Origin of the sequence: Bradyrhizobium sp. LB8.2, from assembly GCF_040548035.1 — a bacterium.
Taxonomy (GTDB): domain Bacteria; phylum Pseudomonadota; class Alphaproteobacteria; order Rhizobiales; family Xanthobacteraceae; genus Bradyrhizobium.
On the sequence record NZ_JBEPQV010000037.1, the window covers coordinates 1 to 13,442 of the forward strand.

Sequence of the window (13,442 nt, forward strand, 5' to 3'; positions counted from 1 at the left end):
CCAGCGGTCGGGACGAAAAGCTGGCAGCAATCAAACAAAAAGCTGAACATCCGCCTTGACACACCAAATCCCCATGTGAGCAATCCAGACTGCCAGCCGCGGAAAGATTCTGGATTGCTTCGCTACGCTCGCAATGACGGAGCAGAGGCTACATCTCGCAATGACGGAGTGTGCGGCCCCAGCGCGGCCTACTCCGCCAGCGCCTTCATTTCCTTGTAGAGGTCCGACTTGCCTTCGAAGCCGATGCCCGGCAGGTCGGGCATGGTGATGTGGCCGTTCTCGACGCGGACGCCGTCGGGGAAGCCGCCATAGGGCTGGAACAGGTCGGGATAGCTCTCGTTGCCGCCGAGGCCTAAGCCGGCTGCGATGTTGAGCGACATCTGGTGGCCGCCGTGGGGGATGCAGCGGCTTGGCGACCAGCCGTGGGTCTTCAGGACTTCCAGCGTGCGCTGGTATTCGCACAGGCCGTAGGACAGCGCGCAGTCGAATTGCAGCCAGTCGCGATCGGGCCGCATGCCGCCGTAGCGGATCAGATTGCGGGCGTCCTGGTGGCTGAACAGGTTTTCGCCCGTTGCCATCGGCCCCGGATAGAATTCGGCGAGCGCAGCCTGCAGTGCGTAGTCGAGGGGATCGCCGACCTCCTCGTACCAGAACAGCGGATAATCGCGCAGCATCTTGGCGTAGGCGATCCCGGTCTCTAGATCGAAGCGGCCGTTGGCGTCCACCGCAAGCTGCGCGTCCTTGCCGATTTCCTTCAATACCGCCTCGATACGCGTGCGATCGTCCTCGATTCCCGCGCCGCCGATCTTCATCTTCACGACGTTGTAGCCGCGATCGAGATAGCCGCGCATCTCGCCGCGCAGCATCGAGAGGTCCTTGCCGGGATAGTAGTAGCCGCCGGCGGCGTAGACGAACACGCGCGGATTGGCTTTGACGCCATGACGCTCGGCCAGCAGGCGGAACAATGGTTGGCCTGCGATCTTCGCCACCGCATCCCACACCGCCATGTCGATAGTGCCGACCGCGACCGAGCGTTCGCCATGGCCGCCCGGCTTCTCGTTGGTCATCATCGCGGCCCAGACCTTGTCGGGGTCGAGATTGTCGCCGGCCGCATTCAGCAGCGATTTCGGATCGGCCTCGAGGATGCGCGAGGCAAAACGCTCGCGGATCAGGCCGCCCTGCCCGTAGCGGCCGTTGGAATTGAAGCCGTAGCCGACGACGCGCTTGCCGTCGCGCACCACGTCGGTGACGACGGCAACCAGGCTCGTCGTCATCTTGGTGAAATCGATATAGGCGTTGCGGATCGGCGAAGAGATTGGTTTTGTGATCTCGCGAACGTCGACGATGCGGACGGACATGGGGGACCTTTTACTTTCGTCATTGCGAGGAGCGAAGCAACGAAGCAATCCAGGTTGTCACTGCGGAAAGATTCTGGATTGCTTCGCTTCGCTCGCAATGACGAGTGGAGAGAGCACGGCGAGTTCTATTTCTTATCTCTGAAATACGGCTCGACCAGGCCGTGCACCTTGATGGTCAGCGGGTTGCCGTGGCGGTCCTTGGCGTTCCCTGCGGTGACGCGGACCCAGCCTTCGCTGATGCAGTATTCCTCGACATTGGTCTTCTCGACGCCCTTGAAGCGGATGCCGACGTCGCGCGCCAGGATGTCCGCGTTGTAATGGGGGCTATTCGGATTGACCGAAAGGCGGTCCGGAAATTCGTCGCTCATGATTGTCTCGCTCATAACAGGGTCTCGATTTGCTGCCGCAATCCTTCGGGCCGCGCGGTCGGCGCATAGCGCGAAACCACCTTGCCGGCGCGATCAACCAGGAATTTTGTGAAATTCCATTTGATGGAGGCGCCCAACAGTCCGGATTGCTGGCGTTTCAGGTACTCATACAAGGGATGCGCATGGGCACCGTTGACGTCGATCTTCTCGAACAGCGGGAAGGTGACGTCGTAATGGGTCGAGCAGAACGCCTGGATCTCACTCGCCGGCCCCGGCTCCTGCGCGCCGAACTGGTTGCAGGGAAAGCCGAGCACCGAGAAACCGCGCGGCGAGAGCTCGCGATGCATATCCTCCAGCCCGCGATATTGCGGCGTGAAGCCGCATTTGCTCGCAGTGTTGACGATCAGGAGCACCTGCCCTTCGAAACGTTTCAGGGCGACTTCCTCGCCCGCAAGCGAATTTGCCTTGAAGTCGTAGATCGCAGACATCGCTAACCCACGGGGTCGATCGGCGACGGCGGCACGCCGCCCGCCTCGATCGCCTCGCCTGCAAGCAGACAAAGATCCTCGCGATAGCGGCCGGACACGATGTGCACGCCGACCGGCGCCTTGCCGACGAGACCGGTGGAGACCGCGAGGCCCGGCAATCCCATGAAGGGAATCGCGATCTGCGGCAGCTGTGCCTCCCAGACGCGCATGAAGGAGTCATCGTCCTTGCGGTCGAGATGATCCGGGAACGGCAGCTCGCCCGACACCGGGGTCAGCAGCACGGCATATGTCTCGAAGAACAGCATCCACTCGCGGGTCAGTGCGGCGCGGCGGGTCAACGCCTTGGCGTAATTCGCCTGGTCCATCGGCGTGACCTTGGCGCGGTTGCCGCGGAGGCACGCCAGCGCGCCGGGGTCGCCCTCACGCTCGGCCATCTCGAGCTGCGCCTCGTAGCCGTCGCCGAGCCAGAGTTTTGTCTGCCACTCCACCGGTTCGCGCATCGGCGGGGTGTTCTCGATCATTTCGACGGTCCAGCCGGCGCGTTCCAGCCGCTTGCCGGAATCGATGACGGCCGCCTTCACCTCGGGAGCCGTCGCAAGCCCGTCAGGGTTGAGGCAGAGCGCGGCGCGCTTCGGCCGCGCGGGACCTTCCAGCGGCGCCGGCACAAACCAGGGGTCGCGGATGTCGCGGGCCGACATCGCGGCGAGCGAAATCCTGAGATCATTGACGGTGCGCGCCAGCGGTCCCGACACAGCCATGATCTGCGGCCCGATCGGACGCTCGGGCAGCGCCGGGTTGAAGGCGGGAATGCGGCCCAGGGTCGGGCGCAGGCCGTGCACGCCGCAGGCATAGGCGGGATAGCGGATCGAGCCGGCAATGTCGGTGCCATGGGCGATATGGCCGATGCCGGCCGCGACCGCCGAACCGGCGCCGCCGGACGACCCGCCCGGCGTCAGCGAGGCGTCGCGCGGGTTTTTGGTATCGCCATGGACCAGATTGGTGGTGAACCAGCGGTAGGAGAAGGCCGGGCAATTGGTCCGCCCAAGGAGAATGGCGCCCGCTTTGCGGAAATTGGCGACCACCGGATTGTCCTCGCGCGCGATCAGGTCGCGCTGGAGTTTCAGGCCGTTGGTGGTGGCAAAGCCCTCCTGGTCGACATTGGCCTTGATGGTGACGGGCACGCCGGCCAGCACGCCGGGGTCCTCACCCCTCGCAATAGCGGCATCGACGGCATCAGCCTGCCTGAGCACGTCCTCCGGCCGATGATCGATCACGGCATTGAGGCTGGGGTTGACGGCATCGAGCCGGGCGAGGCCGGCCTTGGCGGCTTCCCTGGCGGAAACCTTTTTGGCTTTGACGAGGGTGACGAGGTCGGCGGCCGACAGGCGCCAGAGATCTTGCATGGCTTGCTCCGTATAACCGGGCTCTTTTAGCCCCGGGAACGCGGCAAAGTCATGCAGATTTCGCAGGGATACCTCCGTCATTGCTATGACGGGGAGAGAGCTGGGGGCTCAATGCCGCGTGGCGGACTGGTCGGGCATGTCGAGGAGCGCCTCGGTGAAGGGGAATTCGAGCACGATCTCGCCTTCGACGTCAGTGACCTCGATGACCGCCTCCATCAGGGCCGGCTGGGTGCCTTCCGATTTCAGGACCTCAAGGATCATTTGGCGGGCGACCTCCCAGGCGCGATCGGGATTGCGCAGGACCTCCCCTTCGGGATCCACGATCAGTTCGTTGCCGATGCGGGTGTTGAAGAAATATTTGGGCATCACCGAGATCCAATTGGGTCGCCTGTACCGGATTGAAAGCTGCACTGCACTCACAACTGCTTTATCAGGACAGCGTTCGCGGCCGAATGCCTCTTGGCGCAAGACTGCCTTATCAAAAGCGGTGTTCCAACCCCGATATTTCGCGCCGCAACATGGCTTTATCGGGAAGATTTCACTAGCGAACTTTTGCGCCCGCACTAACTTAAGGGGTGGGCGGATACGTCCGAATTCGCGAAAATGGAGAGCCGAAATGGCCTGGAAAGCCCCGAAGATCGTCGAAGTGCCCTGTGGCATGGAAATCAACATGTATGTGAGCGCCACCCGCAAGTAAGCGGCTGGCGATCTGCGTTCAGCGCAGGTGGGTCTCTCGGTCACGGCAGGTTTCCGAACGACGGAAACTGTGTTGGCCTGAGATCCACCTCGCAGCGTTCCTTCCAGGAGACGGATCATGCTTCGCGTCGTCGTCCTGGGCGCCGCAGCCGGCGGCGGAGTGCCGCAGTGGAATTGCGGCTGCGAGGGCTGCCGGGCGGCCCGTGAAAACGGCCAGGAGCTCCAGAGAACCCAGGCCTCGGTCGCCTTCAGCGGCGACGGCGAGCACTGGTTCCTGATCAACGCCTCCCCCGACCTCCGCCAGCAATTGAATGCCACGCCACAGCTGCATCCGAAGACAGGCGCGCTGCGCCACACCCCGATCGCAGGCGTGATCCTGACCAACAGCGAAGTGGACGCGGTGGCAGGCCTGCTGTCGATGCGCGAGGGCTCGCCCTTCACGGTCTATGCGCATGAGAAGGTGCTGGCGATCCTGAAGGCCAACAGCATCTTCAACGTGCTGAACGAAAAGAACGTGCGGCGTCAGCCGATCGACATCGATGAGCCGTTCGAGCCGCGGCTGCCGGACGGGGCGCGCTCAGGACTCGAGGTGCTGCCCTTCGCGGTCTCGGGCAAATCGGCCTGGTATCTGGAAGGCAAGGCGCATCCGGGCGGCGAGAGCGGCGACGGCGATACGCTGGGATTGAAGATCACCGACAAATCGACCGGCAAGTACTTCTACTTCATCGCCGCCTGCGCCGAGGTCACCGACGCGCTCAAGGCCGAGATCGACGGCGCCGCTTTGGTGTTCTTCGACGGCACGGTGTGGCAGGACGACGAGATGATCAGGTGCGGGCTCGGCCACAAGACCGGGAAGAGCATGGGCCATGTCGCGATGTCCGGCGACGACGGCGCCATTGAGCGGCTCGCCGATCTCACACTCGACAGGAAGATATTTCTGCATATCAATAACTCGAATCCGGCGCTGCTGCCCGCATCACCCGAGCGCAAGGCCGCTGAAGCGGCGGGCTGGCAGATACCCGCTGACGGAACGGAGATCGTGCTGTGAATGCCGCGTCACTGACTGGAATGACCTCGCTCTCGATCGGCAAGGACACCAAGCTCAACTCCGCCGAGGAGCTGGAGGCGACGTTGCGCCATATCGGGGCGACGCGCTATCACAGCCTGCATCCGTTCCATAAGCTGCTGCACGGCGGCAAGCTGAACAAGGGCCAAGTGCAGGCCTGGGCGCTCAACCGGTACTATTACCAGAGCACGATCCCGATCAAGGACGCGGTGGTGATCTCGCGCTTCCGCGACCGCGCCACCCGGCTGGAATGGCGCCATCGCATCGAGGACCATGACGGCGATATCGGTTCTGAGGGCGGCATCGAGCGCTGGCTCAAGCTGACCGACGGTCTCGGGCTCGACACGGCCTATGTGGAATCGACCGAAGGCATCTTGCCGGCGACGCGCTTTGCGGTCGAAGCCTATGTTCACTACTGCCGCGAAAAGAGCCCGCTGGAGGCGATCGCCTCCTCGCTCACCGAATTGTTTGCGCCGAACCTGCACGAAGAGCGCATCTCCGGCATGCTGGAGCACTACGACTTCGTCAATCCTGACACCATGAGCTACTTCAAGCGGCGGCTGGCGCAGGCACCGCGGGACGCCGGCTTCGCGCTCGACTATGTCAAGGCGCATGCGAGGACGCCGGAAGAGCGAGCCTTGGTCTGCAACGCGCTGATCTTCAAGACCAACGTGCTATGGGTGCAGCTCGACGCGCTCCAACACGCCTATGTCGAGGGCCACATTCCGCCGGGCGCGTTCGTGCCCCAAGAACACCAAAAGGCGAGCTGAGGGAACAACCGATGGCCGGGCCGCGTAACATCAGCGTCAGCGAGACGAGCCGGCCGGTTCTGCCGCGGCACGCCAAGCTGAAGTATGACGAAACGCGAAAAGTCTGGGTGATTCTGGCGCCCGAGCGCGTGCTGGCGCCCGACGAGATCGCGGTCGAGGTCTTGCAGCTCTGCAACGGCGAGCGCAATGTCGGCGACATCTCCGACCAGCTGGCCGCGAAATACGCCGCGCCGCGCGACGCGATCCTCACCGACGTGATCGCCATGCTGCAGGATCTCGCCGACAAGGGCTTTCTCACGGAGGCCCGGGAGAAGACGTCATGAGCGATGTGCTCGGTAATCCCACCATCCCGGCTGACGCCAGCGACAGCCTCGCGGTGCTCGAAAAGCAGCGCTCGACGGCGGAAACATTCGGCATTCCGCTCGCGGTGCTGCTCGAGATCACGCATCGCTGTCCGCTGCAATGCCCCTACTGCTCCAACCCGGTCGAACTCGACCGCTCGGGCAAGGAGCTGACAACCGAGGAATGGAAGAAAGTCCTGAGCGAGCTCGCCGAGATCGGCGTGCTCCAGGTGCATTTCTCCGGCGGCGAGCCGACCGCGCGCAAAGACCTCGTCGAGCTGGTCAAGCATGCCAGCGACGTCGGCCTCTACACCAACCTCATCACCTCCGCCGTGCTGCTGACACGCGAGCGGCTAAGCGAGCTGGCCGATGCCGGGCTCTGCCATGTGCAGATCAGCTTCCAGGGCGTTGAAGAAGCCCTCGCCGATCGCGTCGGCGGCTACAGAGGCGGGCACCACAAGAAGCTCGAAGTGGCAAAATGGACGCGCGAGCTGGACCTGCCGCTCACCGTAAATGCGGTGATGCACCGGCAGAACCTGCATCAGCTTCCTGATATCATCCAGATGTCGATCGATCTCGACGCCGACCGGCTCGAGGTCGCCAACGTGCAATATTACGGCTGGGCATTGAAGAACCGCGCCGCACTGATGCCGACGGTGGCGCAGCTCGACGAGTGCACCCGCACCGTCGAGGAAGCGCGCGAGCGGCTCAAGGGCCGGCTGACGATCGACTACGTCGTGCCCGACTATTACGCGCTGCGGCCGAAGAAGTGCATGGGCGGCTGGGGCCGGCAATTCTTCAACATCTCCCCGGCCGGCAAGGTGTTGCCCTGCCACGCCGCCGAGAGCATCACCGGGCTCGACTTCGAATCGGTGCGCTCCAACCATTCGATCGCCTGGATCTGGCAGAACTCGGACGCCTTCAACCGCTATCGCGGCACCGGCTGGATGAAGGAGCCGTGCAAGTCGTGCGAATTCCGGGAGATCGATTTCGGCGGCTGCCGCTGCCAGGCTTTTGCGCTGACCGGCGACGCCGCCAACACCGATCCGGCCTGCGCGCTGTCGCCGCTGCACGAGACCATCTTCAAGCAGGCCGAGCGCGAAGCCGAGGGCGACACCAACCGCTTCCTCTATCGCAATTTCGCCGGCGGCACTCTGGAATCCGAGAATGGTGCCTGACGCCGACGCGGCCGCATCCGCCAAACGTACCGATCCCTTTGCGCCGCTGACCTCCGAAATGCTCGACGTCGGCAACGGCCACGAGCTCTATGTCGAGAGCACCGGCCGCGCCGACGGAATCCCTGCGGTCTATCTGCATGGCGGCCCCGGCAGCGGCTGCCAGCCCGACCATCGCCGGCTGTTCGATCCCGACCGTTTTCATGCCGTGCTGTTCGACCAGCGCGGCTGCGGCCGCAGCCGGCCGAAGGGATCGCGCGAGCACAACACCACGGCGCACCTGATCGCGGACATGGAAAAAATCCGCGAAAAATTCGGCTGCGAACGCTGGATGGTGGTCGGCGGCTCCTGGGGCGCAACGCTGGCGCTGGCGTATGCGCAGGCGCATCCCGAGCGCGTCTCCGGCATCGCGCTACGCGCGACGTTTTTGGGTACGCGAGCCGAAGTGGAGACGGCCTTCAACTCGCGCCTGTCGCTATTCTATCCCGCGCTCTACGAGGATTTCTTGAGCGTGCTGCCGGTCGGGGAGCGCGACCGGCCGGTGGACGCCTATTGGCGCCGCATCCTCGATGCCGATCCCGCCGTGCACGGCCCAGCATCGCGCGCGTGGCATGATACCGAGCGCGCGTTGTCCGAGCACAAGGCGGCAAAGACGCGGATCGACCTAGGCTCGCTGAATGTGTGGCGCACATTGCCTGCGACGCCATTCATGGAGGCGCATTATTTCGTCCAGGACAGCTTCATGTCCGAGAACCAGTTGCTGCGGAACGCCGGTCAGCTCGATGGCATTCCAGGCATCATCGTCCAGGGACGCTACGATCTGCTGTGTCCTCCTGAGACATCTCAGGCGCTCGCGAAAGTGTGGCCGGGTTCCGAGATTCGCATCGTGGAAGAAGCCGGACATTCACTCTATGATGCCGGCGTGCGGGACGCGGTCATGAAGTCGATCGCGGATCTCGCCTCGAAGGCCGCGCGATAGATCTATCTCCTCATCCTGAGGAGCGCTTCGAAGGAGCGCGTCTCGAAGGATGCAGGCCCCGAGATGCGAAAGCCGGGCCTTCATGGTTCGAGACGCCACTTCGTGGCTCCTCACCATGAGGGTGTGGATGGGAAGGACAACAAGAAAATGCCGCTCGCCGGAACAGGCATGCTGCTGACGTCGATGAACATCGACGCGGCACACGAAGCCGATTTCAACCGCTGGTACGATCGCGAGCATCTGGAAGAGCGCGTCGCGATCGAGGGATTCCTCGAGGCGCGGCGCTATGTCGCTCACGCCGCCAATCCCAAATATCTCTCTTTGTATTCGACCGAAACGCTCGACGTGCTCGACAGCCCCGCCTACCGGGCGCGGCTCGCCAATCAGACCGAATGGTCGCGGCGGAACATGGCGCATTTCAAGGACATGCTCCGCGTTGTCGCGCGTATCACCATCAGCAACGGTACCGGGCGCGGGGCTGCGCTCGGCGTGGTGCGGCTGCGGCCGACGCCTGAGAATGCCGGGGCATGGCGTGACGCACTGCAAGAAAAGCTGGCGCCTCAACAGCGCGAGGGCATCATCTCCATGCATCTGCTCGAGAGCGAACCCGAATTGTCGGGCGCGACCGCGGACATTCCGGCGGTGCGCAACGAAGGCGCGCGCGACTGGTTCGTGCTGGTCGACGGCACGCATGTCAGCGCGGTCTCGGCCGTGATCGCCGAGCGCTTCACCGGCCCTGCCGCGGCGCCATTCCCGCTTCCTGTGTCGGTCGGCACCTACAGCCTCATGTGGGATCTCGCGAAGAGCGACATCGCTCACAATTAAGCAATCGGACGCATCGCAACATGCTGCACCGCCGCATACGGCGCGGCCGTTAATGCTGTGCGCGCGGAGCTCCCATGAAAGAGGGGAAGCGCGAAAATTTGCCGTTGTACTTCGGAAGGGTTCTAATAAGCTAACCCAATGACGTCATTCAGAAACCAGATCGAAGCGAGTTAGCGTTCGCCAAGCTCAAGAAAAGGCCGCGGGGGTCTTTGAGCCTGCGCGGACAGGGTAGGAATGAAACCGACCGATATCGCGGCCCCCGACTACTTTCACAAAGTGGTCGATTGCCAATGGGCCTGTCCTGCACACACCCCCGTCCCCGAATACATCCGACTGATCGCCCAAGGCCGCTACAGCGACGCCTACATGATCAATTGGAAATCGAACGTGTTTCCCGGAATTCTGGGACGCACCTGCGACCGTCCATGCGAGCCGGCGTGCCGGCGCGGACGCGTCGAGGAGACGCCGGTCGCGATCTGCCGCCTCAAGCGTGTCGCCGCCGACTTCAAGGACGATATCACGCAGCGCCTGCCGCGGCCTTCGGCGAAAAACGGCAAGCGTGTTGCATTCGTCGGCGGTGGCCCCGCCTCGCTGACGGTCGCGCGTGACCTGGCGCCGCTCGGCTATCACTGCACCGTGTTCGACGGTGACCCCCAGGCCGGCGGGATGATGCGCTCGCAGATCCCGAAATTCCGCCTGCCCAATTCGGTCATCGACGAGGAGACCGGCTACATCCTCAATCTCGGCGTCGACTTCAAAGGCGGCCATCGCATCGAGAGCATGAAGTCGCTGCTCGCGGAGAAATATGACGCGATCTTCGTCGGCTCCGGCGCACCGCGCGGACGCGAGCTCGACATCCCCGGACGCAAGGAAGCAGCCGCCAACGTCCATATCGGCATCGACTGGCTGTCCTCGGTCTCGTTCGGTCATACCGACAAGATCGGCAAGCGCGTCATCGTGCTCGGCGGCGGCAACACCGCGATGGATTGCTGCCGGACCGCGCGCCGCCTCGGCGGCGAAGAGGTGAAGGTCGTCGTGCGCTCCGGCTTCGAAGAGATGAAGGCCTCGCCCTGGGAGAAGGAAGACGCGCTCCACGAGGACATCCCGATCCTCAACTTCCTCGTCCCCGTCGCCTTCGTCCACGACAACGGCAAGCTCACCGGCATCACCTTCCAGAAAGTGAAGGCCGAATACGACGCCAAGGGGCGCCGTAACCTCGTGCCCTCCGGCGAGCCGGACCAGACCATCGAATGCGACGACGTGCTGGTCGCGGTCGGTCAGGAGAATGCCTTCCCCTGGATCGAGCAGGATTGCGGCATCGAGTTCGATAAATGGCACATGCCCAAGGTCGATCCGAAGACGTTCGCATCGACCAATCCAAAAGTGTTCTTCGGCGGCGACGCCTCGTTCGGACCGAAGAACATCATCTGGGCCGTGGCGCAGGGCCATGATGCCGCGCTGTCGATCCACAGGATGCTCTCTGGCGAGGACATCACCGAACGGCCATTGCCGGAGGTGCATGTCTCATCGCAAAAGATGGGCATCCACGAATGGAGCTATGACAACGACATTTCCAACGACAAGCGTTTCAAGGTGCCGCATCGCGACAAGGTGATCGCGCTGAAGGACATTGGCACCGAGGTCGAGCTTGGCTACGACGTCAAGCTGGCGCTTGGCGAAGCCGAGCGCTGCCTGAACTGCGACGTGGAGACGGTGTTCTCGACCTCGCTCTGCATCGAATGCGACGCCTGCGTCGATATCTGTCCGATGGATTGCATCACCTTCACAGAGAATGGTGAAGAGGCCGATCTGCGCCAGCGCCTGAAAGCGCCCTCGCCCCGTCCGGACCAGGACCTCTATGTGTCCAGCGACCTCAAGACCGGGCGCGTGATGGTCAAAGACGAGGATGTCTGCCTGCATTGCGGGCTGTGCGCCGAGCGTTGTCCCACCGGCGCTTGGGACATGCAAAAATATTTCATCGAGATGACTTACGCAGGTTCAGCATGTCCGACAAAAAGCCGATCAGCAGCGTAAACGACTTCGTCGTCCGCTTCGCCAACGTCAACGGATCGGGCTCGGCCAGCGCGAACGAGATGTTCGCGCGCGCGATCCTGCGTCACGGCGTCCCGGTGAGCCCCCGCAACATCTTTCCCTCCAACATCCAGGGCCTGCCGACCTGGTACGAGGTGCGGGTGACCGAACACGGCCATCTCGGCGCCCGCGGCGGCGTCGACATGATGGTGGCGATGAACCCGCAGACCTGGGACAAGGACGTCGCCGGCATCGAACCGGGCGGCTATCTGTTCTACGATTCCACCAAGCCGATGCCGTCGACGAAATTCCGCGACGACATCACCGTGATCGGCGTCCCCCTGACCGCGATCACCAACTCGACTTACACCGATCCGCGCCAGCGCCAGCTGTTCAAGAACATCATCTATCTCGGCGCGCTCTCGGCGCTGCTCGACATGGACCCGAAACTGATCGAGCAGCTGATCGGCGAGCAGTACAAGGGCAAGGAGAAGCTGCTTTCCTCCAACGTCCACGCGCTGCATCTCGGCCGCGACTGGGCGCTGCAGAACCTGAAATGCCCGACCGGGCTGCGGGTGAAGAAGTCCGATAAGGTCGGCGACCGCATCTTCATCGAGGGCAACAGCGCCGCCGCGCTCGGCGCCGTCTATGGCGGCGCCACCGTGTGCGCATGGTATCCGATCACGCCGTCCTCGTCCGTGGCGGAGGCTTTTACCGCTCACTGCAAGAAGTACCGGCACGATCCTGATACGGGCAAGGCGAAATACGCGATCGTGCAGGGCGAGGACGAGCTGGCTTCAATCGGTATCGTGATCGGCGCCTCCTGGAACGGCGCGCGCGCATTCACCGCGACCTCCGGCCCCGGCATCTCGCTGATGACGGAGTTCATCGGCCTTTCATACTTCGCCGAAATCCCGGCCGTGATCATGAACATCCAGCGCGCCGGTCCCTCGACCGGTATGCCGACCCGCACCCAGCAATGCGACATCATCGCCTGCGCCTATGCTTCGCATGGCGACACCAAGCATGTGCTGCTGTTCCCGGAAGATCCGGCTGAAGCGTTCGAATTTGCAGCCGCCGCTTTCGATCTCGCCGAGCGGCTCCAGACCACCATCTTCCTGATGCTCGACCTCGATATCGGCATGAACCACCGGCTCTGCCGTCCCCTGAAGTGGGACGACGCCAAGCAATATGACCGCGGCAAGGTCATGACCGCGGAGATGCTGGACGAAGGCCGTGACTTCGGCCGCTATCTCGACGTCGACGGCGACGGCATCCCCTACCGCACCTATCCCGGCACGCATCCGACCAAGGGCTCCTATTTTACCCGCGGCACTTCGCGTGATCGCTATGCGCGGTACTCCGAGGAAGGCTCGGTCTACGCCGACAACATGCAGCGTCTCATGCGCAAGTTCGAGACCGCGCAGGATCTGGTGCCGCGGCCGCTTCAGGCCAATGCGGAACGGCCGACCAAATACGGCGTGATCTATTTCGGCTCGACCACGCCGGCGATGGACGAGGCGATTGGATTGCTGGAAACGCGCGGGCATCAGCTCGACCGCCTGCGCATCCGCGCCTTCCCGTTCCACTCGAGCGTGGCGAGCTTCCTCGCCGAACACGATTTCGTCTACGTGGTCGAGCAGAACCGCGACAGCCAGCTCCGCCAGCTCATCGTCAACGAGAACGGCATCGACCCGGTGCGGCTCGTGCCGATCGTGCATTACGACGGTTCGCCGATCACCGCCCGCTTCATCGCAAAAGCCATTGGCGACCACCAGGATCACCTCAAGGTGACCCCGCTCCGCAAGGCCGTGTCATGACCTATGGTTTGCTCTATCCGTCATGCCCGGGCATAGCCGTCCGAAGGACGGCGTCGCTTCCGCTCGCCTATACCCCGGCATCCACGCCTTTCTTCTTTCCGGCCAAGACGTGGATGGCCGGG

General features: G+C 63.3%; 14 protein-coding genes. 9 read left to right on the plus strand and 5 right to left on the minus strand.

Features of this window, described 5'->3' with window-relative positions; all coding sequences use genetic code 11:
• Positions 1–188: 188 nt before the first annotated feature.
• The 5 genes from tarD to ABIB06_RS32885 form a co-directional block, all read right to left on the minus strand.
• A complete protein-coding gene (tarD, locus tag ABIB06_RS32865) occupies positions 189–1,358 on the minus strand; it encodes a D(-)-tartrate dehydratase (protein ID WP_354051998.1) in 1,170 nt (389 codons plus the stop codon).
• A gap of 125 nt (positions 1,359–1,483) precedes the next feature.
• On the minus strand, positions 1,484–1,741 hold the full coding sequence (locus ABIB06_RS32870; RefSeq protein WP_354051996.1) for a DUF3297 family protein: 258 nt from the start codon (positions 1,739–1,741) through the stop codon (positions 1,484–1,486).
• Positions 1,738–2,214: a glutathione peroxidase gene (locus ABIB06_RS32875; protein ID WP_354051995.1), complete on the minus strand. Its 477-nt coding sequence runs from the start codon at positions 2,212–2,214 to the stop codon at positions 1,738–1,740. The genes ABIB06_RS32870 and ABIB06_RS32875 overlap by 4 nt, the downstream gene beginning before the upstream one ends.
• A 2-nt stretch (positions 2,215–2,216) precedes the next feature.
• The gene (locus ABIB06_RS32880) at positions 2,217–3,617 is read right to left on the minus strand and encodes an amidase family protein (protein ID WP_354051994.1); all 1,401 of its coding nucleotides are present in this window, start codon (positions 3,615–3,617) and stop codon (positions 2,217–2,219) included.
• 108 nt (positions 3,618–3,725) lie between these two features.
• Positions 3,726–3,983: a DUF6894 family protein gene (locus ABIB06_RS32885; protein ID WP_247339247.1), complete on the minus strand. Its 258-nt coding sequence runs from the start codon at positions 3,981–3,983 to the stop codon at positions 3,726–3,728.
• A gap of 250 nt (positions 3,984–4,233) precedes the next feature.
• Here ABIB06_RS32885 and pqqA point away from each other — a divergent pair, with 250 nt between their 5' ends.
• The 9 genes from pqqA to ABIB06_RS32930 all read left to right on the plus strand — a co-directional run bounded on the left by pqqA (position 4,234) and on the right by ABIB06_RS32930 (position 13,320).
• A complete protein-coding gene (gene pqqA / locus ABIB06_RS32890) occupies positions 4,234–4,314 on the plus strand; it encodes a pyrroloquinoline quinone precursor peptide PqqA (protein WP_007595659.1) in 81 nt (26 codons plus the stop codon).
• Between the two features lie 117 nt (positions 4,315–4,431).
• On the plus strand, positions 4,432–5,361 hold the full coding sequence (gene pqqB, locus ABIB06_RS32895) for a pyrroloquinoline quinone biosynthesis protein PqqB (RefSeq protein WP_354051992.1): 930 nt from the start codon (positions 4,432–4,434) through the stop codon (positions 5,359–5,361).
• Positions 5,358–6,149: a pyrroloquinoline-quinone synthase PqqC gene (gene pqqC, locus ABIB06_RS32900; RefSeq protein ID WP_354051990.1), complete on the plus strand. Its 792-nt coding sequence runs from the start codon at positions 5,358–5,360 to the stop codon at positions 6,147–6,149. The genes pqqB and pqqC overlap by 4 nt, the downstream gene beginning before the upstream one ends.
• An 11-nt stretch (positions 6,150–6,160) precedes the next feature.
• On the plus strand, positions 6,161–6,472 hold the full coding sequence (pqqD, locus tag ABIB06_RS32905) for a pyrroloquinoline quinone biosynthesis peptide chaperone PqqD (protein WP_354051988.1): 312 nt from the start codon (positions 6,161–6,163) through the stop codon (positions 6,470–6,472).
• A complete protein-coding gene (gene pqqE, locus ABIB06_RS32910; protein ID WP_354051986.1) occupies positions 6,469–7,668 on the plus strand; it encodes a pyrroloquinoline quinone biosynthesis protein PqqE in 1,200 nt (399 codons plus the stop codon). The genes pqqD and pqqE overlap by 4 nt, the downstream gene beginning before the upstream one ends.
• Positions 7,658–8,644, plus strand: a complete 987-nt coding sequence (pip, locus tag ABIB06_RS32915) for a prolyl aminopeptidase (RefSeq protein WP_354051985.1) — start codon at positions 7,658–7,660, stop codon at positions 8,642–8,644. Before pqqE ends, pip begins: the two co-directional genes overlap by 11 nt.
• Positions 8,645–8,791: 147 nt before the next feature.
• Positions 8,792–9,469: a hypothetical protein gene (locus ABIB06_RS32920; RefSeq protein ID WP_354051983.1), complete on the plus strand. Its 678-nt coding sequence runs from the start codon at positions 8,792–8,794 to the stop codon at positions 9,467–9,469.
• Between the two features lie 234 nt (positions 9,470–9,703).
• Complete coding sequence (locus ABIB06_RS32925; protein ID WP_354069871.1) at positions 9,704–11,503, plus strand: FAD-dependent oxidoreductase; 1,800 nt, start codon at positions 9,704–9,706, stop codon at positions 11,501–11,503.
• Positions 11,473–13,320 carry a 2-oxoacid:acceptor oxidoreductase subunit alpha gene (locus ABIB06_RS32930; protein ID WP_247339267.1) on the plus strand — a complete coding sequence of 616 codons (1,848 nt, stop codon included), beginning with the start codon at positions 11,473–11,475 and terminating at the stop codon, positions 13,318–13,320. The genes ABIB06_RS32925 and ABIB06_RS32930 overlap by 31 nt, the downstream gene beginning before the upstream one ends.
• Positions 13,321–13,442 lie beyond the last annotated feature (122 nt).